19 protein-coding genes are annotated in these 25,974 nt (G+C 37.3%); 16 read left to right on the plus strand and 3 right to left on the minus strand.

Annotated features, from left to right (window positions below; translation table 11 throughout):
• The first annotated feature begins 194 nt into the window (after positions 1–194).
• The 12 genes from MWH30_RS08545 (at position 195) to MWH30_RS08600 (ending at position 18,087) form a co-directional block, all read left to right on the plus strand.
• Positions 195–1,190, plus strand: coding sequence for an isocitrate dehydrogenase (NAD(+)) (locus tag MWH30_RS08545; protein WP_248663656.1), 996 nt, complete (start codon positions 195–197; stop codon positions 1,188–1,190).
• A gap of 496 nt (positions 1,191–1,686) precedes the next feature.
• Complete coding sequence (locus MWH30_RS08550) at positions 1,687–2,385, plus strand: hypothetical protein (protein WP_248663657.1); 699 nt, start codon at positions 1,687–1,689, stop codon at positions 2,383–2,385.
• Between the two features lie 30 nt (positions 2,386–2,415).
• Complete coding sequence (locus MWH30_RS08555; RefSeq protein ID WP_248663658.1) at positions 2,416–3,231, plus strand: amidohydrolase family protein; 816 nt, start codon at positions 2,416–2,418, stop codon at positions 3,229–3,231.
• Positions 3,224–4,594, plus strand: a complete 1,371-nt coding sequence (rlmD, locus tag MWH30_RS08560; RefSeq protein ID WP_248663659.1) for a 23S rRNA (uracil(1939)-C(5))-methyltransferase RlmD — start codon at positions 3,224–3,226, stop codon at positions 4,592–4,594. The genes MWH30_RS08555 and rlmD overlap by 8 nt, the downstream gene beginning before the upstream one ends.
• Positions 4,595–4,680: 86 nt before the next feature.
• Entirely contained in the window at positions 4,681–4,881 is a 201-nt protein-coding gene (locus MWH30_RS08565) for a cold-shock protein (RefSeq protein ID WP_248663660.1), read from the plus strand.
• A 272-nt stretch (positions 4,882–5,153) separates the two neighbouring features.
• Entirely contained in the window at positions 5,154–5,432 is a 279-nt protein-coding gene (locus MWH30_RS08570; protein WP_372494152.1) for an ArsR/SmtB family transcription factor, read from the plus strand.
• Positions 5,433–5,464: 32 nt separating this feature from the next.
• Entirely contained in the window at positions 5,465–7,390 is a 1,926-nt protein-coding gene (locus tag MWH30_RS08575; RefSeq protein ID WP_248663662.1) for a CoA-disulfide reductase, read from the plus strand.
• Positions 7,391–7,505: 115 nt separating this feature from the next.
• Positions 7,506–10,019: a bifunctional aconitate hydratase 2/2-methylisocitrate dehydratase gene (locus MWH30_RS08580; RefSeq protein WP_248663663.1), complete on the plus strand. Its 2,514-nt coding sequence runs from the start codon at positions 7,506–7,508 to the stop codon at positions 10,017–10,019.
• Between the two features lie 127 nt (positions 10,020–10,146).
• On the plus strand, positions 10,147–13,293 hold the full coding sequence (locus MWH30_RS08585; RefSeq protein WP_248663664.1) for a SpoIIE family protein phosphatase: 3,147 nt from the start codon (positions 10,147–10,149) through the stop codon (positions 13,291–13,293).
• An 84-nt stretch (positions 13,294–13,377) separates the two neighbouring features.
• Positions 13,378–13,803 carry a CBS domain-containing protein gene (locus MWH30_RS08590; protein ID WP_248663665.1) on the plus strand — a complete coding sequence of 142 codons (426 nt, stop codon included), beginning with the start codon at positions 13,378–13,380 and terminating at the stop codon, positions 13,801–13,803.
• Between the two features lie 617 nt (positions 13,804–14,420).
• A complete protein-coding gene (locus MWH30_RS08595) occupies positions 14,421–16,196 on the plus strand; it encodes an ABC transporter ATP-binding protein (RefSeq protein ID WP_248663666.1) in 1,776 nt (591 codons plus the stop codon).
• 490 nt (positions 16,197–16,686) lie between these two features.
• Entirely contained in the window at positions 16,687–18,087 is a 1,401-nt protein-coding gene (locus MWH30_RS08600) for a CCA tRNA nucleotidyltransferase (protein ID WP_248663667.1), read from the plus strand.
• 63 nt (positions 18,088–18,150) lie between these two features.
• On the opposite strand, the gene MWH30_RS08605 is transcribed toward MWH30_RS08600, so the two are convergent.
• Positions 18,151–19,470, minus strand: coding sequence for a multiheme c-type cytochrome (locus tag MWH30_RS08605; protein WP_248663668.1), 1,320 nt, complete (start codon positions 19,468–19,470; stop codon positions 18,151–18,153).
• Between the two features lie 248 nt (positions 19,471–19,718).
• Here MWH30_RS08605 and MWH30_RS08610 point away from each other — a divergent pair, with 248 nt between their 5' ends.
• Positions 19,719–20,792, plus strand: coding sequence for an HD-GYP domain-containing protein (locus MWH30_RS08610; RefSeq protein WP_248663669.1), 1,074 nt, complete (start codon positions 19,719–19,721; stop codon positions 20,790–20,792).
• 39 nt (positions 20,793–20,831) lie between these two features.
• A complete protein-coding gene (locus MWH30_RS08615) occupies positions 20,832–22,742 on the plus strand; it encodes an SEC-C metal-binding domain-containing protein (protein ID WP_248663670.1) in 1,911 nt (636 codons plus the stop codon).
• A 71-nt stretch (positions 22,743–22,813) separates the two neighbouring features.
• Here MWH30_RS08615 and MWH30_RS08620 read toward each other — a convergent pair whose 3' ends face one another.
• On the minus strand, positions 22,814–23,035 hold the full coding sequence (locus tag MWH30_RS08620; RefSeq protein WP_248663671.1) for a putative motility protein: 222 nt from the start codon (positions 23,033–23,035) through the stop codon (positions 22,814–22,816).
• 167 nt (positions 23,036–23,202) lie between these two features.
• Here MWH30_RS08620 and MWH30_RS08625 point away from each other — a divergent pair, with 167 nt between their 5' ends.
• Together MWH30_RS08625 and MWH30_RS08630 are read left to right on the plus strand one after the other, a co-directional pair.
• Entirely contained in the window at positions 23,203–24,090 is an 888-nt protein-coding gene (locus MWH30_RS08625; protein ID WP_248663672.1) for an ArsA family ATPase, read from the plus strand.
• An 84-nt stretch (positions 24,091–24,174) separates the two neighbouring features.
• Entirely contained in the window at positions 24,175–24,918 is a 744-nt protein-coding gene (locus tag MWH30_RS08630) for a L,D-transpeptidase family protein (RefSeq protein ID WP_248663673.1), read from the plus strand.
• Between the two features lie 512 nt (positions 24,919–25,430).
• On the opposite strand, the gene MWH30_RS08635 is transcribed toward MWH30_RS08630, so the two are convergent.
• Positions 25,431–25,904: a hypothetical protein gene (locus MWH30_RS08635; RefSeq protein ID WP_248663674.1), complete on the minus strand. Its 474-nt coding sequence runs from the start codon at positions 25,902–25,904 to the stop codon at positions 25,431–25,433.
• Positions 25,905–25,974 lie beyond the last annotated feature (70 nt).

A 25,974-nucleotide genomic window follows, 5' to 3' on the forward strand; every position in this document is an offset into this window, starting at 1 on the left:
GGAAAGCTGTATACGGGAGAACCGTACGTGCAGTTTGATGAGAGGTCCCAGCCGTGAGGCTGGTCCTACTCTATTGACTTTTATTGACAAAATATTAAGTGGACTGTATAATATCATTGTCAATCTATAAAAGACTTATTATTAGTTGGCTATTTTAAAATAAATATATATATTTATTTGAGGAGGAATTAATGATGCATAAAGTAACTTTAGTGCCTGGAGATGGAATTGGCCCTGAAGTAGCTCAGGCTGTGCAAAAGGTGATAGCAGCTAGCGGGGTGGAGATAGACTGGGAGGAAGTAAATGCTGGGGCAGGAGTCATGGATGAATATGGGACTCCTTTACCGGAAATAGTTTTAGATTCTATTCGCAAGAATAAGGTGGCTTTAAAAGGGCCCATTACTACTCCGGTAGGTAGTGGCTTTCGGAGTGTAAATGTGGCTATTCGTAAGCAGTTGGATCTCTATGTTAATTTGCGTCCAGCTAAGACCTTTAAAGGAGCACCAACTAAGTTTGAGAATATTGATTTAGTAATTTTTAGAGAGAATACAGAAGGGCTTTATTCTGGGGTTGAACATATGGTAGGTGAGGAAGCTGCCGAGAGTATTAAGATTATTACTAAAAAGGCTTCGGCTAGAATTGTAAGGGCTGCTTTTGAATATGCCCAGCGAGAAGGTAGAAAGAGGGTAACAGCTGTACATAAGGCTAATATTATGAAGCTCAGTGATGGGTTGTTTTTAGATACGGCTCGTGAAGTAGCTGAGGACTATCCAGATATTGAGTTTGATGACCGTATTGTAGATAATATGTGTATGCAGTTAGTGCAGCATCCCCAAGAGTATGATGTGTTAGTATTACCTAATTTTTATGGGGATATAGTTTCAGACCTCAGTGCAGGTTTGATTGGTGGTTTAGGCTTAACTCCAGGAGCTAATATCGGTGATGAACTGGCGGTTTTTGAAGCAGTACACGGCAGTGCGCCTGATATTGCTGGGCAGAATAAGGCTAATCCGATGGCCTTATTGTTGTCAGCTGTTTTAATGTTACGCCATTTGGAAGAAAAAGAGGCTGCTGATAGTATTGAAGCAGCTATAGCAGCTGTTTTGCTTGAAGCTGAGGTGCTAACTGCTGATTTAGGTGGGCAGGCTAGTACTACTGAGATTACCGAGGCCATTATTGAAAAACTGTAGTTTTGATTGAGTAAAGGACACTATCTATTAACAGGTAGTGTTCTTTTTTTAGCGGTAATTTAGTAAAAATCACCTGTTGTGTAGTTGAAACAAAATTAATATATTGTTGTAATCAAGTTCAAGGGCAGATCTGACGCAGATTACACAGATGGACGCAGATAGACACAGATAAGTTCAAAACATTAAAACCTTCTGACGCAGACTAAAACCTGACTAAGTTCTGACTAAACATTAAAACTATTAGTTCTTTAATTCTTTTAAGGTTTTATGTTTTTGTCAGATTTTAGTCGGAACTTAGTTTGTGTCAAAAAAGTTTTGAACTTTATCTTTTAACTTTAATGCAACAATTTATCTATATTGAACTAAAATTTAACTAGCAGAATGCGAAAAAATCACCTTTAGTTAAGGTTAATAACTTATTATTGCTAAAATTTGATAATATATCCAGGGTCAGCATAAACTATATAGAAAGTTGCAGGTAATAGGAGGAGTTAGCATGAAAAAGGTGCTTAGAAATAGCTTTGCTTTAACTTTGCTTATGTTCTTGTTCTCTATTCCTTATATTTATTACTTTTATTATGTTTATCTGGCTCGGATGACAGTTGTTAGCTTCGCTACTGAAGCCGAGGTGTATATGATTGGTTTTTTACAGTTGTTAGGACTAGTTGTATTGGTGATCTCTGTTTCTAGTTTAATTGGTTTTACTGGGAGCGAAAAACTGGGTTTTAAGGGTTGGGGTGATTGGCAACTGATTAAGGAGAGTTTGCAGAAAATATTATTATTTGGTATTATAATAGCATTAGTTACTTACCTATTCAGGGATTATCATTTGCTAAATGAGTTTAGAAGTTATTATCCGTCTTCTGTTATTTTACTTTCAGGGACTCCTTTATATATATCGATTTTTAAAGAGCTTTGTGCTAGATTTGGTTTAGTAACCTTATTAGCTGGTGTTTTTAAGACTGAACAGTTAGCTATTATTTTAGCAGCGATTATTTTTGCTATTGCTCAAATAGCAGTTTATCAGTTAATTGGAATCTTAACTCAGTTTGATTGGTTATTATTAACAGTTCTAATAGGAGAGTTAATAGTAAGTATTTTTTTAGGGTATCTTTATTTAAAAAAGGGTTTAGGAATGAGTGTAGCAGTTTCATTTGTAGCTAATTTGAGATTAATGCTTTTATTTTTCGTTTAAGTGGATTAGCTTTAATAGGGGGAGTGAGAGATGAATATAGTTGATGTGCATACGCATATTTTTCCAGTGGATAGGGCTCAAAAGGCAGTAAATCACCTAGAAGACTACTATGGTTTTCAGGTAAAGTGCCAAGGAATTTTGGCTGAGCTGGAGCGGGAGATTGACAAGGCTAATTTAGATAAAGCTATCTTAAATGTGGTCGCTTTAATTCCAGAGTCGGTGCAATGTATTAATAACTGGTTAATGAGTTTAGATAGTTCCAATTTAATTAAGTTTGGAGCTCTTCATCCAGAGTATAAAAATTTAGAAGAGGAAGTAGCTAGACTTAAGAAAGCTGGAATTAAAGGGATTAAACTACATGCAGACTTTCAGAACTTTGATCTGTTATCGGAAGATGCTTATGCTATGTATGAAGCTCTGGGAGAAGACTTTGTAATTTTATTTCATATTGGTGATAATTCGGAAAACTTACATAATCAATCCACTACTCCTAGTAAGTTAGCTCAGGTAATAGAAGATTTTACGGACTTGAAGGTAATTGCTGCTCATTTGGGTGGCTTTCAAATGTGGGCTGAGGCTAAAAAATCTTTAATTGGTAAAGATATTTATATAGATACCTCTAATACTTATCATTATCTTTCAAACAAGGAGATGGAGAGTTTAATCAAAGAACATGGGATAGATAAGGTCTTATTTGGTTCCGATTACCCTTTAACTAATCCAGCTACGGCTATTCAAGAGCTGCAACAGCTAGAGCTCACTTCACAGGAACTGGAGAAAATATTAGGTCAGAATGCTTTAGATTTATTAGCAGAATTAGATGTAGATAGGAGTGGTAGTGATTAATACTAAACCAGTGACTTTAGGAGATAAAGTAGTGATAGAATTAGAGAATTTAGCTTATGGGGGTGAAGTAGTAGGTAGAAAGGATGGTTTTGCTGTTTTTGTAACTGAAGGTGTGCCTGGGGAAAAGGTTAAGGCTCAGGTTACTCAGGTCAAAAATAATTATGCTCGAGCAGAGATCGTTGAACTGCTGGAAAGTGATAGCGAACGAGTAGAAGGTCAATGTGTGGTTAATTCAGACTGTGGAGGCTGTCAGTTACAGCATATTGATTATCAAGCTCAATTAAAATATAAGCAACAGCTGGTTAAGGATGCTTTGGAGAGAATAGCTAAGTTACCTCAAGTAGAGGTTAAAGAGGTAATTGGGATGGAGAACCCTTACTTTTATCGGAATAAGGCCCAGTTTTCAGTAACTGAACGTGATGAAGAGCTGATTGCTGGTTTTTATGCTGCTGGAACTCATCAAGTGGTAGATTTTGAGGACTGCTTGATTCAACATCAGTTAATTAATAGGGTAAAAAGAGAGGCTGTGCAGCTTTTAGCAGATTCTCCACTTTCAGTTTATGATCCTGTAACGGGAGAAGGATTGCTTAAAAATTTAGTGATTAGAGTTGGAGTCTGTACTAATCAAGCTATGTTATTGTGGGTAACTAATGAAAGAGAATCCTATTTATTGAAGGAACTTAGTGAACAGCTTTTGAAGAGAGTTCCTGAATTAATTAGCGTACATCAAAATATTAATCGAGAACAGACTAGTGTGGTTTTAGGAGCTGAGACTATTTTATTGGCTGGGGAAGCTCAGATTACGGACTATATCGGCGAGGTTATGTATCGGATTTCTCCGGAATCTTTTTTTCAGGTCAATACCTTACAGGCTAAAGAGCTTTATGAACAGATATTGGAGCAGGCTGATTTAACTGGAGATGAGGTAGTGGTAGATGCTTACTGCGGTTTAGGTTCGATTTCGCTTTATGTAGCTGCTTATTGTGAGCAGGTTTACGGAATTGAGCTTAACTTTCAGGCTATAGAGGATGCTAGGGAGAATGCTCGTTTAAATGGAATCGAGAATGTGCAGTTTAGAGGTGGAGAAACAAGTGAGATTTTACCTCAACTGATAAGTGAAGGAGTAGAAGCTGAAGTGTTAATTGTGGACCCTCCCCGTAAAGGTTGTCATCCAGAAGTTTTGAACTCTGTGCAGGAGCTAGGGCCAGCTAAGATTATCTATGTTTCCTGTGATCCTAGTAGTTTAGCTAGAGATTTAAAGAAGTTAACTACTTTAGGCTATCAAGTTAAAGAGGTTCAGCCAGTGGATATGTTTCCGCAGACTTATCATATTGAGACGGTGACTATCTTGGAATTAGCTTAGAATAATGTATAACTTAACTGTTGATTGTGGATACTAAACCTAAATTTACTTTAAGTTGGATTAATTAAACAGGAGGAATTAAGTTTATGAAAACAGGAACAGTTAAGTGGTTTGATAGTCAAAAAGGTTATGGATTTATTGAGACTCCGGAGGAAGAGGATGTGTTTGTTCATTACTCTGCTATTGAAGAGGAGGGCTATAAGTCCTTAGAAGAAGGCGAAAGAGTTGAATTTGAGGTTGTGGAGTCCGATAAAGGGTTTCAAGCAGCTAATGTAATGAAAATATAAATTGAGAAGTCCAAATTAGATAATGAATAGGGCCCTGGCTGCGGCTAGGGCTTTTTAAGTTATTTAATTTGATTTTAATGGGAGGAGATTTAAGTAAAGAAGTAGAATTGAGAAAAAGAGAACAAATTTGGAAAGGAGATGATTAAAGAGCTATTAAAAGTGGTAAATATTTTAGATTTTCAAAGTGATTTGGTGAGATATAATTTGTAGTTTTATTGAATTGAAAATGCTAACAGAATAAACTTGGAGGAAATTGAATGCAAAAAGATATGATGGATATAGATATGGAATCTTTGGAAGAAAAGGCTCAACTGCTTAAAGCCTTATCTCATCCGGCACGCTTATGTATAGTTAAAAGATTATTGGATATTGGTAGCTGTAATGTGTCTCAGATTCAAAAGTATTTAAATATTCCTCAACCTACAGTTTCTCAACACTTAACTAAGTTGAAATCTGTAGATGTTATTGAAGGTAGCAGAGATGGAATAGAGATTAATTATTCAGTAGTTAGCAAAGAGGTTAAAGAGATAATTAGAATCTTTTTTAACTGATTATAAAACTTAATTTGGGAGGGAGATCTAAAATGGCTAAAAAAGTGCTAATTGTAGGTGGAGTAGCTGGAGGTGCTAGTACAGCAGCTCGTTTGAGAAGGATGGACGAGAATGTAGAAATTATTATCTTTGAAAAAGGAGACTATATCTCTTTTGCTAACTGTGGACTGCCTTATTATATAGGGGGAAGTATCGAGTCTAGAGAGGAACTGTTGATACAGACTCCTAAAGCTGTTCAGGATAGGTTTAATATAGACGTTAGGGTTAAGAATGAAGTAATCGGGATAGAGCCTGAAGAGCAAGTGGTGAAGGTTAAGGACTATGAAGAAGATAAAGAGTATATTGAGGACTATGATTTTTTGGTGTTATCTCCTGGAGCTGAACCGATTAAGCCGCCTATTCCGGGTGTAGATAACGAAAGGATCTTTACTTTAAGAGATATTCCTGATACCGATCAGATTAAGAAGCATGTTTTAACTAATGATCCTCAAAAAGCAGTAGTAGTGGGTGGGGGATTTATTGGCTTAGAAATGGCTGAAAATCTGCATCAGCAAGGTTTGGAGGTAGCGGTAGTGGAGATGGCTGAACAGGTGATGGCTCCCCTGGATTACGAGATGGCAGCTGTTGTTCATAATCATTTGCGAGAGCAGGGGATAGAGCTTTATTTAGAAAATGGAGTAACTGCTTTTGAGGAAGAAGAAGTTGTTTTAGCAAATGGTCAAAGCTTGGCAGCTGACTTAATTATGTTATCTATTGGGGTCAAGCCACAGTCTGAGTTAGCTAAACAGGCTGGTTTGAAAATAGGAGAACGCGGGGGAATTGTAGTTAACGATTATTTGCAGACTTCCGATGAGAATATTTATGCTTTAGGTGATGCTATTGAGGTACAGGACTATGTAATGGGTAATCAAGTGCATATTCCTTTGGCGGGCCCGGCTAATAAACAAGGTAGGATTGTGGCTAATAACTTAACTGGTGCTGAAGAAAAGTTTAAAGGAACTCAGGGGACTGCGGTAGTTAAGGTTTTTGACTTAACGGTAGCTACTACAGGGATGAATGAAAAGCGACTCCAGGAGTTAGGTATAGACTACCATGCTTCCTTTACTGTTTCTCCTTCAAATGCAGGTTACTATCCAGGTTCTACTTCGATGATTATCAAGACTTTATTTAATACTCAAAGTGGTCAGCTCTTGGGAGCTCAAATCATTGGTAAAAAAGGCGTTGATAAACGAATTGATATCATGGCTACAGCTTTGAGATTTGGGAAAACAGTTTTTGATTTACAGGAGCTTGAATTAGCCTATGCTCCTCCTTACTCTTCGGCTAAGAGTCCTGTTAACATGGCTGGTTTTGTAGCTGGAAATATCATCGAAGGAACGATGGAGATTATCCATTGGGGGCAGTTAGCAGAATTGGATTGGGATGAGGCCTTTTTATTAGATGTGAGAACTAAGGCAGAGTATCATGCTAGTAGATTTGAGTCAGCTGTTAATATTCCTGTGGATGAGTTGCGATCTAGACTGAATGAAATTCCTGCTGATAAAGAGATAGTAGTTCACTGTCGAATAGGAGTTAGAGCTTATATTGCTGCTCGGATTTTGATGCAAAAAGGCTGGGATAAGGTTAGGAATTTAAGCGGCGGTTTTATGATTTACGAGGAAGTTTATCAAGATCAGTTGGCTAGAGGTCTAGCAGAGGACTTAGGTATGGAGATTGTAGAAGGTCGAGAAGGGATTAAGCCTTCCAGCAAGGAAGCTGAACTTGATCTTTCCCAGGGGCTAACCTTAACCTTGTTAGTTCAGGAGCGCTTGAAAGATCTAGAAGCTGGCGGTGTATTGAAGGTGGTAGTGAAGGAAGAAGAAGCTAAAGAGGAGCTCTTGGACTGGTGTGAAGATAGCGAACATCAATTATTAGAAGTAGTGGAAGAGGATAACTATATTATTCAGATTAGAAAGTAGAGCTGGGACTGATTTTTAGCTAGAGATAAGTCTTGTTGAGTTGTAAAATCAGTGAATTTAATGTATAATTTAAGGCAGTGACTTTAGTAATTTTTAAGGAGGCGAAGTGCAAATAATGAAAGCAGAATTAAAGGAGATGTTGAAGAATTATAAGCAAAAAGCTGTAGCTAGAAAAAAGGCTTATGGTTTATTGCCGAGGCCTTTGACAGCAGCAGAAGTTGAGGTATTAATTAAGAATTTAACGGTAAGTGGTTTAGAAAAAGAGGAGTTTAGTATTTTTGAAAGCGAGCGAGTAGACAAGCTGGTTTTAAGACTGTTAAGTAATGAAGTAAGGCGGGGGACTTTTCCTGCTTCCTATAAAAAGGCTGAAGGTTTGGCTAAGGTTGTCAGCGGTGAACTTAGCTCTGATTATTTGAGTGCTGAAGAGGCTCTTGAGCTCTTGGCAGCAATGCAAGGAGGAGCAGCTACGGGAGAGTTGATTACTCTTTTAGAAGAGGGTTTATTTGAAGAAGAAATAATTGAGATATTAAAGGAGACAGTTTTAGTTAATCAGGCTGAATTTGAAAGGTTAACTAGTTTAGCTGAGCAGGAGGAGTCTGTACAGGAGTTGCTCAAAAGTTGGGCCCACCGAGATTTTGCTCAAGACTGGGAACTGGATTCTTTATATCCGGGAGTAGCTATTAAGGTTGGTGATAACTTAACTACTGGTCATCTGAGTCCTTCTAAGAACGCTGATAGTCGTACCGACCATCCGCGGCACGCTCAGTTTGTGATGGACGGTCGAGAGGACGAGGCTGATTTTATGGAGCGTTTAGAAGAGTTAAAGACTGAAGCAGAAAGAGTGATCTTTGTAGCGGGGGAAGCTCTAGGTGAAGGGTCTTCTCGAAAATCGGCTACCTATACTATGTTACAGTTATTAGGTGAGCCTGTAGAAGGCGAACCCGAAAAGAAAGCGGGCGGAGTTGTAGTAGCTAAAAGCTTTGCTCCTATCTTCAAGAATTCTTTGGTAGCTTCGGGAATTTTGCCTATAGAGGCTAATACAGAGCTAGTGACGGAAGGCGATAGTTTGGAGATTGATTTGGAGGCTGAAAAGCTAGTAGTTAACGGAGAGCAGGAAATAAGTATTACTCTGCCGATTGAATATAAGTTAAGAAAGATTGCTGCGGGGGGGATGACTTACTTTGATGCTGGTAATGAGTTACAGCAGTGGGCCGTATCCTATTGCCAAGAAAAAGGGATAGACTTTGATGAAAGTAGGCTACCAGCTCAGGCTCAGCCAGAGGAGGAGCCACCGGCGCAGACTTTAGCTCAAAAAATTGTGGGCTTTAATCGTTTGGACGATAAGGATACTATTTTACCTGGGGAGACAGCTCCAGTGAGAATTAGGGGAGTTTATTCTCAGGATACTACCGGGCCTATGACCTTAGATGAGTATCAAGCTATGGCTGGTGGTGATTTTGGGGCTGAGTTTGTAGTGCAGTCACTGTGTCATACTGGAGAGTGTCCTTCCAGTGAAGATAGAGATCAGCATCGCTTTATTGATGACTTTGTAACCGAAAGGGGAGGAGTTTGCTTAGAACCTGGGGAAGGAATCATTCATACTATCGGTAATCAGTTTGTACTACCTACGGATGTGATTGTAGGTGGTGATTCTCATACTAGAACTCCGCGGGGAGTATCTTTTCCAGCAGCTTCGGATATTGTAGCGGGGGCTATGAAGTATGGTAAGCAGGATTTAACTATGGATGAATCAGTGCGAGTGATCTTTAAAGGAGAGCCTCAGCCGGGAATTACGGCTAGAGATTTGGTTTCTACCTTAGTAGTCTATGCTGAGGAGACGGTAGGTAAAGAGGTCTATAATGGTCGGATTATTGAGATGGAAGGACTAGAGTTTCTGGATAGTGATGAACGCTATATCTTGACTAATGCCGTAGCTGAACGCAGTGCTTCGGCAGGAACTGTACCTCCTGATGAGAGCACCTTAGCTACTTTGGAGGAAAATCTTCAGTATCTAAAGTCTAGAGCCGATGTTAACTTGTCGCCTTCGGTACAAAATACTATTCAGGCTATAGAGGAGTTCTTAGCAGAGCCAGTGCTTTTAGAAGCCGATGCCGATGCTCAGTATGCGGCTACTATTGAGATTCCCTTAGCTGAAGTAGAAGAGCCTTTAGTGGCCAAACCTCATCATCCTGATAATGTAGCTCCTTTATCTGAAATAGCAGGAACTGAAGTAGATGAAGTGTTTATCGGTAGCTGCGTAGGCGGAGATATAGAGAGTATTAGAGCAGCAGCGAGGATTGTAGAAGGAGAGCGAGTGCCGCGTAAGGTTAATTTCGTGGTTTCACCTGCTTCCCGAGATATTTATAATGAGCTAGCTAACGATGGTAGCCTAGCTAAGTTGACTGCGGCAGGGGCTACAGTAATTATGCCTGGTTGTGGACTATGCATGGGTAATAAGCGTCGGATTGGTTCCGGAGCAACAGCCTTTACTACTACTACTCGTAACTATCAGGCTCGGATTGGCCCGGCTGATTCGCAGACCTATCTAGGTAGTGCACATGTAGCAGCAATGGTGGCTGTCTCAGGTGAAATACCTACTGTTCAAGAGTATTTTCAAAATTTAGAGTAATTAACTTAGCTTAAGGGCCCTATTAATTAATAGGGCCCTTAACTTATATTCAAGGAGGATTTAGAAGCTTTAAGTAGAAGTAATATAAGTTAAAGGGTTGCTGTTTTATGATAAGGGAGGTGGGTCTATGTTTTGGGACCCGTTAGATGAACTATTAGATGTAGATAACACTAAAAGTAATAGATTAAAGCTAGGCCGTTATTTTTGTATCTTAGTTGCAGTGACTTATTTATTGTTAATTATGGCTAGAATAGTTTTTGCTTTAAACACTATAGATTCTATTTGGATGAGTATAGTGGTTTGTTATTCTTTTTTTATAATATTGGTAGGTTCTTACTTAAATAAATTCATTAGAGATAATATATTAGCTAGCATTTATATATTGAGCTTTGCTGTAATTAATTTCCACTTATATTTAGTGGACTTTAACAACTATACCTTGGACTCTTTAGTTGTAGTAATAACTATGTTAGCTATAGCTAATCTGCTTTTAGGAAAAAAGATAGAAATGTTGTGGTATAATTTAATATCTTTTACGCTCTTTGCTTTAAATGCTTACTTAATATCTGAACAGTTGATAATTGATTGGCTTTATTTCTTTTCTATACTGGTAATTAGCTTAGTCCCTTTTGTGGTCTTAGTTTTGAGCTTAGGAGATAAGGTTGTTTGCGAAGAAAGAATAAATAAATTTGAATTGGAGCAGGAATTGCGAGAGCAGTTAAGAAAAGAAAAGGAATTTTTTAGACAGGAGCGGGAGTTTTTTAGACAGGTAATCGACTCAGCTCCTAATCTTATCTTTGTGAAGAATATCAAAGGAGAGTATGTGTTAGTAAATACAGAGTTTGCTAAGCTATATGGTTATCAGCCGGAAGAACTAGTAGGTATGCGTGATCTAGACTTGCTAGATAATCGAGAAACAGTAGAGAGGTTTCGATATAACGATAGAGAGGTTATTAAAAGGCAAAAAAGAAGAGTGGTCCCCGAAGGTAAGGTAGTTGATAATCAAGGGCGTTCACGTTGGCTTTATACAGTCAAAGCTCCTCTTTCTTTACGAGATAAAAACTATGTATTAGGAATTTCTACTGATATCACCGAAAGAAAAGAGTTTGAAAACGCTTTAGCTAAAAAGACTCAAGAGCAAGAGATTTTATTGGAAAATATCGAGATTCATGTTTGGTATTTAAAAGATGCGAATACTTATGGAGCAGTAAACGATGCTCATGCTGAATTTTTTGGAGCAAGTAAAGAAGAATTACAAAACGAAAGTGTTTGTAAATTTAGAAATGCTGAAGAAGTAGAAAAATGCATCAATAGCAATCAAGAAGTTTTTGAAAATAAAAAACAGGATCAATATGAGCATTGGGTGGAGAATAGTCAAGGTGAGAAAAGAGCTTTGGCTATTACTAAGACTCCTAAATTGAATGATGAAGGTGAAGTGGAATATGTAGTCTGTATGGCTCGCGATGTGACTAAGCAAAAAGAAATTGAAGCAGAGTTAAAGTATCGAGCCGAGTTGGAGTCTTTAATTACTGACCTATCTACTCACTTTATTAATCTAGATCACGATGAAATTGACCGAGAGATCAACTTTGCTTTAAAGCGCTTGGGAGAGTTTACGGGAGTTGATCGAAGTAATATATTTATTTTTTCTGAAGATAATACTAATTTAGTGAATACTCATGAATGGACTGCGGAGGATATTGAACCTTTGGATGAAGGCTTTAAAGGGTTTATGGCTAAAGGGATTCCATGGTTGGTGGAGCAGCTTAATGAATTTAAAGTGGTTAAGATTAGTTCTTTATCTGAATTGCCGGCTAAAGCAAAGTCGGAGCTAATTATACTGCGGGCCCTTAATGTCGAATCAGCAGTTTTTGTACCTTTAATTACTAACAAATCTTCGATTAGTTTTTCCTTATTAGGATTTTTAGCTTTCATTTCTGTAAGAGAAAAACAAGACTTATCCGAAGAAGTGATTGAACTATTACAGATTGCAGGTGATATGTTAGTAAATGCTTTAGAACAGAAATGGCGAGAGAAAAAGCTAAGTAACTATACTATGAAGTTGGAAATGACTACTTTAGAGTTGGAGGAAACCTATAATAAGCTTAATCAAGAGATGGAGAAGGCCAAACAGCTACATAAACAGTTTTTGCCTACTAGTTTTCCTCAGCTTGATGATCTGGAAATGGCAGCTCATTACTATCCAGCGGAGATGTTGGGTGGTGATTTTTATAATGTATTTAGATTTGCTAATAAGTTAATCGTTTATATGGTAGATATTACTGGGCACGGTCTTGATGGAGCTATGTTGAATATTTTCGTTAGAGAAAGTATTAATAGCTTCTTGTTAGCTAAGTATCAAAAAAATGAAGAACTAGCACCTAGTAAGATCATAGAGTTTATCTTTAATAGATATCGCCAGGAGACCTTTCCTAATGATTACTTTATCTGTTTGCTCTTAGGAGTATTGGATTTAAAAGAGATGGAGTTTACTTTTAGCAATGCTGGCTTTCAAATTCCCCCTTTAATAGTGGATCAACATGGAGAGTTGGAAACAGTCTTTATTACTGGCCCGCCTATTTCTGATGCCATTGATAAGTTCTTATTTGATAATAGAAATATTACTGAAGAATCTATTATTTTAGATAAAGGTACTACTCTTCTATTATCTACTGATGGTTTGGTTGAAGAGTTTAATAAGGATAAGGAGATGTATGGAGTAAAAAAATTGGAAGCAGTACTTAAGGAAAACTATTATTTAGAACCAGAACTAATAATTAATAGCATCAATGAAGACTTTAAAAGCTTTTCCGGAGGGATTCAGGGTCAAGATGATATTACCTTTATGGTCATCCAGCGTAATTTTGAATTTTTAGCTGAATTTTCTCGGCGAATTAAAAGTGATTTTGAGGAAATGTATCAACTGCGTGATGAGATAAGTAACTTGTTGGAGCCTTACTATGATGATATCGGTTCTTTATCAGTAGGCTTACAGGAAGTTTTAATTAATGCTATTGAACACGGTAATCAACTAAATGCTAATAAAGAGGTAGAAGTTCAAGTATTTGTTACTGAGAAGTATATAAAAATTTCAATAAAGGATCAAGGTACTGGTTTTGATTGGGAAGAAAAGGTGGAAAAAGATTTGGAGTTAGGTTTGGAACAGAATGATGTAAGAGAGCGAGGTAGAGGAGTTGCTTTAACTAAGAAAGCTTATGATCAACTTTATTATCAAGAAGCTGGAACTAAAGCCATTTTAATTAAAGAAAGATAGTTTATGCTCCTTCTTTTTTAAAAAATTTACTAGATTAAGATTTATAATAACTGTGCATGCTAAGCTAAGAAGGAGGAGATTGAGATGCAAATTAAGAATATAATGACTAATGATGTTTCTAGTGTTGACCCTAATGCTACAGTCAACGAAGCAGCTCAGATAATGAAAAATCTAAATGTAGGAGCAGTTCCGGTTTGTCAAGGCAATAAGCCAGTGGGAATTATTACTGATCGAGATATTACTATCCGCAATATTGCTACTGGTGGAGATGCTAATGCTTCTGTGCAGGATAGTATGACTACCGATCTAGTTTATGGCGAGCCCACAATGACTGCTGATGAGGCAGCTCAGCTGATGGCCGAACATCAGGTAAGAAGACTACCTATAGTAGAAAATAATGAGTTAGTGGGTATAGTTTCGCTAGGTGATTTAGCTGTAGAGGATCAAACGGATATGGAAGCTAGTGAAGCTTTAACGGAGATTTCTGTTCCTAGTCAACCTCAAAAGTAGAGATTTGATTTTTAAGCCCCTATGGCAATTTGCTGTAGGGGCTTTACAATATTATTGGTATATTGTTTTGTGCAAATAATAGAGGACAGAGGATAGAGGATAGATAAAGTTCAAAAGATTAAAATTTACTGGACACAGACTAAAATCTGACTAAGTTCTGACTAAACCTTAAGAGATAAGTTCGAAAGCATAGTTTGGCTATTAGAATATTGTTATAATAATGAGTGAAATTATGTTAGCGCAGCAACACAAACCAATTTTTCGTTATCAGCACGGTCAAATGGGTGTTTATAAGCGATATTAAAGTTTATTTTTTAGTGCTTCTTGACGAATCGGAGCTTAAATAAAAGCTGATTTAGCAAATTTTCCTAATTAAAATTTGCTTGCTTTTATTTGAGTGGAGATGAGTCTTAGAAGTACTAAAATAAACTTTTCTAGCGTTGACGCGAAGCTAATCATTACTTTGGAAACATCCATTTGACCTACCGCGCCAATGAGACAATAGAACGATAACACTTTGTTTTTAGCTGTTCATTATGCAATTATAAAGGGAATTTAGATTCCGTATAGAATAAAATAGCATAGATGTTTTGCATAGTACTTAGGGGGGAGTATAATTGAAAAATGAAAATGAGGTCTTGCTTCAAAACACTGATTTTACTTATAGAGAGCTATTAAAGAGATTTTATAAGGGCTATCTTAGCCAAAAGCGAAAAGTTTTTTGGTCTATTCAATTTTTACATATAGTGGGGGCAGTTTTGGCTTTGGTACCTCCGTTGATAATTAAGGAGATCATTGATGAAGCTATTCCAGCGGGAGCTATAGAACAGTTAATCTGGCTAGTGCTGTTGGCTTTAGGAGTCTATGCAGCTAAAACGGTGGTTAACTGCATTAAGATCTATGGTGGTCATAAGATTGCTCAGCAAGTGACCTACGAAATGCGTAACGATCTTTATAATCAATGTCAGCAGTTATCGCTGAGTTTTTACGATAATAAGAATACCGGGGAGTTGATGTCGCGGATTATCGATGATCTTAATATTTTACAGGAGTTTGTACACCACGGAACAGAAGCAGTAGTGGGTTCTCTGGTATTGATAGCCGGTTCTATTGTGATTTTGCTGACTTTAAATGTGCGCTTAACTTTAATTAGTTTAATCTTTATACCTTTGCTAATTATATTTGCCTACTATTTATTGACTAAACTACATAGCTCTTTTCGACAGGTACGGGAGTATAAGGGGGAGTTAAGCAATCGTTTAGAGGATAGTTTAGCTGGAATTAAAGTGATTAAGTCTTTTACTAATGAGGATTATGAATTGGAGAGATTTGATAAGATTAATAGTCAGCATAAAGAGGCTCGTTTACGAGCGGTTAAGTATATTAGTTTATTATTTCCCGGTTCAGATTTAATGAATGCTTTTGGGATTTTAGCTGTGCTCAGTTATGGTGGTTATTTGGTAGTTCAGGGCCAGTTGACGGTAGGTACTATTGTAGCCTTTTACGGTTATTTATTGCAGTTTAAAAGACCCTTATTGAAATTAGTTAATGTTAATGAGCGTTTGAGTAGATTTTTTGCTAGTATCGAACGGTTTTTTTCTTATATGGAGCTTAGTCCAGTGCTAAAAAGTAGGGAAGGAGAGCATAGTCCAGAGCAGTTAGTAGGTCGGGTTGAGTTTGAGCAGGTTTCTTTTTCCTATGAAGAGGATAAAGTAGTCTTGACAGAATTGGATTTTAAAGTGGAGCCCCAAAGTACTATAGCTTTGGTAGGGCCCAGTGGAGCTGGGAAGACTAGTATTGTGCGCTTGATTCCTAGGCTTTACGAAGTAGATGCGGGCCGGATTTTGATTGATGGAGTTGATGTGCGCCAATGGAAGTTAGAGTCTTTGCGTAAAGTGGTAGGAATGGTGATGCAGGATGACTATCTTTTTTCGGATACTGTAGCTGAAAATATAGCTTATGGTCGACCCGAAGCTACTCAAGAGGAAATAATTAAGGCAGCTCAGGAAGCTAATGCTCATGACTTTATTCAGGAGCTTAAGTCGGGCTATGATACTCAGGTAGGTCAGCGAGGGGTTAAGCTTTCTGGGGGGCAGCGACAAAGAGTAGCTCTAGCTAGGGCCTTTCTCAATAATCCGCGAATTCTGATTCTCGATGAGGCTACTTCTTCGGTCGATTTAAAAACAGAACAGCTGATTCAAGAAGCTATAGAGCGAGTGACTAAGGGTAGAACTACCTTTATTATTGCCCATCGCTTAGCAACTATTATTAATGCTGATCAGATTTTCTTTATTGAAAAAGGACAGATTCAAGAGATAGGTACTCACGAGGAGCTTTTGGCTAGAGAGAGTAAGTATGCTGACTTTTATAAGCTGCAATTTTCAAATGAGTAAGTTAGTGTATTGTGTTAGTTGGATTTTGGCTTAATATAGATAGATTGTTGCACTCCGTGCAACAGTTAAGAGTTAATAGTTAAAGACCTAGACCATTAAAAAATAAGTTCAAAATCTATTTTGACACAGACTAAGTTCGGACAAAATCTGACTAAATCATAAAATATTAAAAAATTAATTATTTTATCCTCTTTCCAATAAGGCCTAAAGCTTTAATTCAAATTTAATTTTAATATGCTTCTAGGTTTTTGCTTTTATGTTTTAAGGTCTAGTCAGAACTTAGTCAGATTTTAGTCAGTGTCAAATAGGCTTTAATGTCTTGAACTTATGTTTTATTCGTGTTCATTCGAGTTAATTCACCCCAAGGGCACTTCCCAGAGTAATGACTAGCCAAAATAATGGCGTCGCTTCGGGGCGCGTGGTTTCAAAAAAGTTTTTGATTGTAGCATTACATTAATTTTGTCTCAACAGAATTCAGGGGGAGAAAAAGATGAAAGATCTATATCTATTAATAAAGATATTAGAGAATAATAATTTTGAGGGTTATTTAGTAGGGGGAGTGGTGCGTGATTACTTATTATCACGCCCAGTAGAGGATGTAGATTTAGTAATTAACGGGCCCGTAGAATTAGTGGCTAAAGAGTTAGCTGAGCAAATAGAAGGTAGCTTGGTAGTCTTGGATGAATTGCGTCAGACTTATCGAGTAGTTAAGGAGGATTTTATTTATGACTTTACTCCTTTATTGGGAGGTAGTTTAGAGCAGGATCTACTTAGGCGAGATTTTACAGTTAATGCTTTAGCTTTGCCCCTAAAAAGAGAAGTCGTATCTTCTTTAATTAAAGAAGGACAAGGTTGGCAGGAGTCAATTATCGATCCCTTAGCTGCTTTAAAGGACTTGCAGGAGGGAGAGCTTAAAGCAGTAAGCAGCAAGGCCTTTGTGGATGATCCTTTGCGTCTTTTTAGAGCTGTTAGATTTAAGGCTGAGTTAGGTTTTGAAATAGTAAAGGATACAGAAGAGTTAATGAAAGAAGTACCTGCTAAAGCAGTTAAGGAGATAGCTGTGGAGAGAATTAAAGAAGAGCTAATTAAAATTTTAGCTTCTTCAGATGCTGAAGAGAGTTTAAACTATTTAGAAGAAGAACTGGCTTTACTTTCGCTTTTGATCCCAGATATTAAGCAGTTAAAAGTGAGAGGACAGTGTAAGTATCATTGTGAAGATATTTGGACTCACTCTCTTTATGCTTTGAGCAAGTTAGAAGAGCTGTTAGATTGTGAATTTTGGCAAAGGGAGATAGTTAAAGCCCGGTTACCTTTGCTCAAATGGGGACTGCTTTTTCATGATATCGGTAAACTATTTACTGAAAAGGTTATTGACGGCGAGGTTTGTTTTCATAACCACCATCGGGTGGGTGCTAAACATATTAAACTTATTTTGCGAAGGCTTGCTTTTAGCAGCAAAGAGATTAATTATATTTGTAGCTTAATTAGGTATCATATGCGACCTATGGCTCTCTATCATGCTGACAATTTGACTAAACGGGGTAAGTATCGCTTTTTTAGAGCTGCCGGAGACTATGTAGCCGATATTTGCTTATTGGCAGCCGCAGATATGATTAGTACTAGAGAGTTAAATGAGGAGCGGCCTGTGCATTTTCCAGATATTGAATCCAGTTTGAGCTTTTTAAAGCAGTTAGTTCAGGAAAGTAAGGAAATGGAAAAAAAGACTACAGAACGTTTGTTAAATGGGGAAGAGGTAATGGAGTTATTGGGCTTAACGGAGGGCCCGCAGGTAGGCCAGGCTTTAGAAAAGGTGCGTGAGGCCCAAGCAACAGGTAAAGTGAGTACTAAAGAGGAAGCTAAAAAGTATTTGCAGAAGCTAGATTTGGATTAAGATATTTTCCTTGTGTATATAAAAATAAAAGGCCCTCTTATAAGAGAGCCCTTTATTTAAAACTTATTCTACTTGTAGTTCCTTTCGAGCCATCTCTATACTAGGCACTTTTAATTCTTCTTCACTATCGAAGCCATCCGCTGCTTCTTGGCTCATAGATCTATAGAGAAGCCGCACTGTTATGTCAAGCTCTTCATCTGTTTCTACAGGAATTTCAAAGATCTCTTCATCGCTTCCTTGAGCTGGAATGCGGCGGTCGTAGGCAATATCTTCGGCTAACCAGCTTTTATTAGTAGTGTTTCCTTCAGCATCTTCAAAAAGCTTAAGATAAAAGACGGCTTCAGGGTCAATCTGGTTATCGGCTATTTCATGTCCGGAAGTATATATTTCTTCCCCTGCTTCATTGCTTACCGTAACCTCTAACCACATTTTGCGAATATAAGTAACTCCGGTAGGTATTTTATGACCGGCTCCTACATTATTTACTGTGGTCAGTAGTTCTAGACTGTCATTGTTTCTAGTAGCTTCAGCTTCTAATTCGGCTGCTGCTCTTAACATTTCTTTAGCCATTTCAGCTCTTTCATCTTGTCCGGACTTTTCATGGAAGAAAGCGCTACCGCCGGGGAAATAATGAGTAGCTATATGTTCTCTGTCCTCTCCCATTGGTGATGATTTACCTGGATTTTCTGCTATTCCTGGTGTAGGCGTCATATGGCAGTCTTGACAGCGAATTCCCTCTTCAGCATAGGGCCCTTCTTTCCAATCATCATAAGTGTCAATAACTGCTACTTCACTAGTAGGATGTTCTACATTGTGGCAGGAGCCACAGAAAGCAGCTTCAGTATGTACTTCAGAGTATTCAATTTCGTGTCCTGGTGAGCTGCCATCGCCTCTGGGCCCGCGTTTAATATCTCCTGGCTCTGAAACCGTCTGTACATTAACTGGCTCCACTACTTCTTTTACAGTATGACAGTAATCACAGGAGATACCTTGCTTGGAAACAGCATCGAATTGGCTACCGTCAGCCGGTGGTAGCTGTCCTGTTCTTACTGCTGTGGGAGCATGGCATTCGCCGCAAAAGACATCAGTAAAGCCATCAGTTTCTTGGCTAGCTTTGAGGTAGTCTGGTTGATAAAACTCATTTTCCCAGCCAAAGCGATGCATACTTTCTGACCATTCAGCATGAATTTCCCCGTGACAACCAGCACAGTTATTGGAATCCTCAAAAGCTCCTTCTTCAAAGCTATTAATTTCTGCTAAGTCCATCTGTTCAGCAGATTCAGCCTTGTTTGCTTCTTCTAGTGAATCTCCTTGACAGCCTACTACTAAGACTGCTCCTATTAACATTATTACTATTAATAATCCAAACTTTTTAGAACTCATGAATAATTACACCTCCTTAAATGAGAAGTTCTTTTTTAGAGGATGAAACTCCTGCTTTTTTAAGCAAAGAATGTCATTAAAAATATTATAATTTAGAGAATAATTAGCAGGTAAGTCTTTATTAGAAGAATGATATCAATTAATTAGCGTTGATGTTAAATTTAAGCAGGATTTAAAGCTAAGTTATAGAAATAATTAAGTCGAGAGGCTTTTATATTTTACTAATAAATAGAATTGGAGTGGAAGCTATGTATAAAGTGAAAATAGCAGATTTAGAACCGGGAATGAAGCTAGCTAAGTCGACTACTCTAGCTGATGGAACCGTTTTGCTGAGTGAAGGAGTAGTTATTAAGGAGCAGTATATAAGTAGATTAGAGGATAAAAATATTCCAGCGGTGTATGTTGAAAATGAAGAGGTACCTAATGTAGAACAGCCTGAATCTGTTTCTAAAGGACTTAAAGATAAGGCTTTAACTACTATTAAGGACTGTCTATACTCAATTAAAGAGAATGAAGTCTTAAGTAATGTTAAGGATATTAAGAATGTTTCTAAAAATCTAGTTGATGAGTTACAGCAAAATAGAAAAGCAGTAATACATTTAAGTGATATTAGAGCTTATGATGAGTATGTTTTTGGGCACTCAGTTGATGTAGCTATTTTATCAATTAAGACAGCTATAAGTATGGGTTTTAACCAGTTAGATATACAAAAAATTGCTATTGGGGCCCTGCTTCACGACATAGGTAGGACTAAAATCGATAAATCAATACTTACTAAGCCGGGTAGCTTAACTGAAGAAGAGTTTGCAAAGGTGAAGACGCACTCTCGAGAAGGATTTAATATTCTGAAAGCAAGCGAGGAAATAAGTATTCTTAGTGCTCATATAGCCTATCAGCACCATGAAAAGTACAATGGGAGCGGCTACCCTAGAGGCTTAAAGGGGGAAGAAATCTTAACTGGAGCTCAGATTACTGCGGTAGCTGACATTTTTGATGCTGTAACCAATGATCGGGCTTATAGAGATGCTGTCTCTTCCTTAGAAGCTGTTGAGATAATTAGGGAGGAAGAGGAAAAAGGAAACTTGAATCCTCAGGTAGTAGAAAAGTTTTTAGAAAATATTCCTGTTTATCCGGTAGGCTCTATAGTTAAGCTTAGTAATGGTAAAACTGGGATAGTAACTAAGGTAGATAAAGATAACATTTTAACTCCTATTATTAGACTGATTAAAGAAGAGGGTGGTAAAAAGGTGGATAGCTTTAGGGAAGTTGATTTGAGTAAAAGAGATAACTTAAGAATTGTGGATTCTGTTTCTTCACTATAAAAACTAACTTTGTTCTATCTTTTAAAGGAGGGTGATTTGGTGGTAGAATTAAATAAAAATAATAATCTTAAGCTGAATAAAAAAACAGAAACCGTGCGTAGATCAGTTAAGATAGGTAGAAATGATATCTGTCCTTGCGGCAGTGAAAGAAAGTATAAAAAGTGTTGTTTGCAAGTAAAGGCTGAGCAGCCTAAAGAGCATTATCAGCAGCAGTTAAATGAGTTAAGTCCCTTTAAACCAGAGCATAGAGAAAAACGTTATAACATTGCTATAGAGGCTATTAAGGATTATCCTTTAGATATTGATTTTAATATGATAATTGCTACTTATAGTTTAGCTAATCAAAACTATCCAATAGCTGAAGAATATCTGAGTAGAGTATGGCGAATCTTAGGGACTGAGCTGGAAAATGATTATATTGAGGCTTTAATAGGTCTGTTAATTGATAGTGGTAAGTCAGAAATGGCAGCTGAAGTTATGGCAGCAGCAGAAGAAGAGTTAGAGGAAACAGCCAACTTTTTGTTGCTGAAAGCAGAGCTTAAATCTCAACAAAACCAGAGTAAAGAGGCTTTGGAACTGATAGAAAAAGCTTACAGTTTAGCTCCGGATAATGCTGTTATTATTGATGTTAAAATAGGGATTTTATTGGGTCAAGAACGTTTTAAAGATGCTTTTGAATTTTGGGCTGATAACTTTGCTAAATTGGACTATGAACAGCAAGGGAATTATAGTTATTTGCTAGAAACTGTTATAGATACCTTTAATTTAACTTCAGATACTGAATTAGAGGTTATCGAAAGCTATTTGCATCGCTTTATAGAAATGTTTGATCTTTCTGATGAGCTGGATCAGATACTGTTATCGGGTAATTGGGAGCAAGCGGATGGTCTCTTAGAGGTTATTAAGAATGATATATCTGCCGATTCAAAGTTAGTTTTACCTTTTTTGAATCAGCTTTCACTAGCTGGAAAGTATGAAGAGGTGGCGGAGTATGCTACTTCAATTGAAGAACATCATCGAGATAATATTGACTTTAATTATCTATTAGCAGAGGTTTACTATAACTTAGCTGAGCTTGAGACAGCAGCGGACTATCTTGATCAAGCTTTGCAGCTAGCTAAGGTTAAGGAAGACTTTGAGGATTGGGATTTAGTAGCTGATTACTTGAAGGTTTTATTAGAGTTAGGAAATGATGAACTAGGACAATTGGTGACTGAAATTGAAGAGTTAATCGGTGAGGAAGAAGATTTATTAGTTACTTTGCTAAAAGTTCTTGATAAGGGAGTATTTGCTGCTTCCAAATTAGCATTTTTAAGTAAATTAAAGGAGTTAGACTTAGCAAATATTAATTCTACAGAATTAATACTAGCTGAACTGTATCAAACTATCTGTAACTGTGAGCAATTAAATTATTTAAATGAACTGACTAACTTTGAGGAATCCTTTCAAGAACTGATAGAGGACATTGGAGAGATAGGAGCTTATGAATTAGCAGAGCAGGATAGACTTAAGGAAGTTATTAGTCAGGCTAGAAAAGAAGAACTAAATTCGCTGCTAGTGGATTATGCTCAATTAATACTGGATTATGAAGATCAAGAGAGTGCTGGCTTTCAAGCAGGCTTAGAGCAAGTAATAACTAGAGAGGTTAATCATCCTTATGAGTTATTAATTAAGTATAGAGCTTTACTAAAGGCTGAACAAGCTGAACAGATTTTAGAGGAGGAAGCAGAGCTGATTTCGGAGCAGACTCTGGAAAATTATCAGTTTATGGCCTATGTCAAGTCCGGTAACTTAGATCAAGCTATAGGGATTATGCTGCAAAAGTTAAGAGAGGGTGAAGAAGGGTTTATTAAGTTATTTTTCCTGCAAGGAATTTTGAAGGCAGCAGAGGTTGAAGAGTTTATGGAGGAAGTTAATTTAACTCCGGAAGTAATAAATGAAAGATTATAGACTTTAGAGTTCGACTTCTTTTAAAAATAATCGCCTCACTGATGTAGTTAACAGTGAGGCGATTTTGTAGTTTAGACTGTAGTGTCTATGTTCTGGCCCAAATGAGGGCTTACTGCTTGTTCTAATTCTTGTCTAGTTGCTGTATCTGCTGTTTCCTCTACACTTTCAAGAAGGGTTTCCACAGTTTCTTCGTTTTGATTCATAGCCTCCTGTAAAGAGTTCATACTCATAGCCTGCTGAACACTGTTGCTCATGTCCTGATATCCTTCGCTTATTGCACTAATAGCTTCCATGTTATTATCCCTCCTTTAGTTTATAATTAGCTATAATTAACTAAAGTTCCTGTTTTTATTTTTTAAGTTTATGTGAGAATATTTTAAAATATCTTTTAAGCAGGTAATTTTGGAGCTTATCTAGAAATAAGCCCAAAATGTAGATGCTTTTTGTAGGAGGTGTGATGATGAAAAAGAATAAGGTAATTATGTTTGGAGGTAAGGGGGGAGTAGGTAAGACCACCTGTGCCGGAGCTACAGCCTTACATTATGCTCAGCAAGGTCAGCAAACTCTGATTATTTCTACCGATTCCAACCCTTCCTTAGCTGATATTTTTAAAGTACAGTCAACTTCAGGGCCCGCCGAAGTGCTAGAAAACCTCCATTTAGCTGAATTAGGAGTAGAAGAGGTTAAAGAGATGTGGGATCAGAAGTTTGGACAGGAGGTCTATGAAATTTTTTCTGCTTTTGTAGATATTGAGTATCAAGACTTTGTGGACTTTATTACTTCGATCTTGCCCGGTTTACAGGAAGAGTTTATAGTTGACTATATTCGTGAACTCCATTTAGCTGGTGATTATCAACGAATTATTTGGGATACGGCTCCTCTAGGGCAGACTATGAGTCTGTTACAGATGCCAGCGATGTTAAGAGAGCATCTTAAGGCTGCACCGCGTATTTATTCTAAGCTGAAAACCGGTGAAGAGAGTCGTCGTTCAATCTTCGATATTATCAAGGGTTGGGAAGAGCTGTCTCAAAAAAATATAGACTTTTTGAGACAGGAAGTTCAGTTTAATATGGTTACTATTCCTGAAGCTTTAGCTGTCGAGCAGTTAAATAGGGCTTTTGCTCAATTAAATGAGTATGGGTTTAAGTTCAGTAATTTAATCGTTAATAATGTGATTAAAAATCCTGATTCCGATTTTTTACGTCAAAAATCGGCTCAGCAAGTAGGTTATTTGCATCGAATTTATCGTGAACATGGACATTTGGAAATTATAGAAGTACCAGTTTTTCCACATGAAATTAGAGGTTTAGAGGTGCTAGAGAAGGTAAGCAAGGAGTTATTTGCTTAAATTTTTCATTTTAAGCATTAAATTAGGTTTTTAGATATAAATTTTAATTAGTAGTCTAAAACCTATAATACTGGGGTTGAAATAATGAGGTCGAAAGTACTAGTTTTTTCCTTGCTTATTGTGCTTTTATTTGCCATTGAAGTTAGCGATTCAGACTTTTCAGTTCCCTGCGGCTGTGTTGAAGAAGTGACTAAGCAGGAAGAACAGGTTCTGGGGCAGCAGTTTCAAGGAACTAAGGAAGAGATAGCTGCTCCGGAAGGTGAGGTTTCTTTGTTAGTAAATACCTATGCTCGCCAACTGACAGTTTATGAAGATGGAGAGGAGTACTATACCTTTCCGGTAGCAGTTGGTGAGTCTGATTCTAGAACACCGGTGGGGGAATGGCGGATAGTTGAAAAAGTAGATATGTGGGAGGGAACTCCCTTTGGTGATAAGTGGATGCGACTTAATGCAGTGGGGGGGAGTTATGGTATTCATGGTACTAATCGACCCGGCTCTATCGGCTATGCTACTAGTAACGGCTGTGTGAGAATGTTTAATCAGGATGTTAATCTGTTATATTCTTGGGTAGAAGTAGGAACTAAGGTGAAGGTAGTGGGCCCTAGAGAGTATGTTCAATTAACCTATCCTATCCAACCTGGTGAAGTAAGCATGGAGGTAATGTCTTTTCAGGAAAAGATCAGAGAGTACGGTTTTGATCCTGGAGATGCTAATAGGAGATTTAGGGAAGATACTAAGCAAGCTGTCAAGGAGTTGAAGTATCTTTATGGATTAGATAGAGATGCGCTTGCCGATGGCAATGTATTTTATATTTTGGGAATTAGGTAAGGTATTAATAAAACAATATCGGTCTATTGTTTCAGAGGACAGAGGATAGATGATAGAGGATAGAGGATAAATTAAGATCAAAAGATAAAGTTCAAAAACAATTAGACGCAGCGCCCCGTAGCGACGCCATTATTTTGGCTAGTCATTACTCTGGGAAGTGCCCTTGGGGTGACTAAGTTCCGACAAAAATCTGACAAGAACATAAAACATTGAAATTTTTAAAACTTAATTTAAACTTGATTTATACTATATCTAACAAGTCCAAGCCAATTTATTTTTTTAAAACTTAATTTTAGTTTTGAACTTATCTCTTAATGTTTAGTCAGAACTTAGTCAGATTTTAGTCTGCGTCAAAAAGGTTTTAATGTTTTGAACTTATCACCCCAAGAGTACTTCCTCAGTCAGCAAAAAACAGCTTCCCAGAGTAATGACTAGCTAAAGATCAAGCGTCGCTTCAGGGCGCTGTGTCAGATTTGCCTTTGAACTTGACTTCAACAATATAACAATATTGCTTAAATCTCCGCCGTATCAAACTGAGCAATCAAATATAAAGCTCCAATCAACCCAGCGTGAATAGTTAAAGAAAGCAGATAACTAAAGACTAAATTCCAATTATTTAAGGTCAGCATCTGATTAAGAGTTAATAGATACTGTACTAGAGCTGCTGCTAAAGGAAAAGCCAATAGAGTACCGATATTCATAGAAGCATCGCTATTAATTATCAAGTAAGCAAAGATAATTATTACTGGAGTCCAAGCAGCAGATAATAGAATAGGAATACCAAAGAAATTAATTAGGTCTGCATTTTGAAAAATCCAAAATCCAAATACATTTTGCATTATATAGTTTAATGCTAGACCTATTCCAAAACCTCCGAAAATACCAAAGAGCAATAGCTCTTTAATAGCTTCCCACTCTACTACTAAAAGCATCAAAATAGTTCCTAATAAAAGTAAAAAGGGCCCGGCTAAATTTGTTAATATCATTCTTATCACCTCTTAAATTAGTTTGAACTAGAGGTTATTTAATTATGTATTTTAAAGGGGATTTGGAGTT

It is taken from the genome of Fuchsiella alkaliacetigena (assembly GCF_023227765.1).
Classification (GTDB): Bacteria; Bacillota; Halanaerobiia; order Halobacteroidales; family Acetohalobiaceae; genus Fuchsiella; species Fuchsiella alkaliacetigena.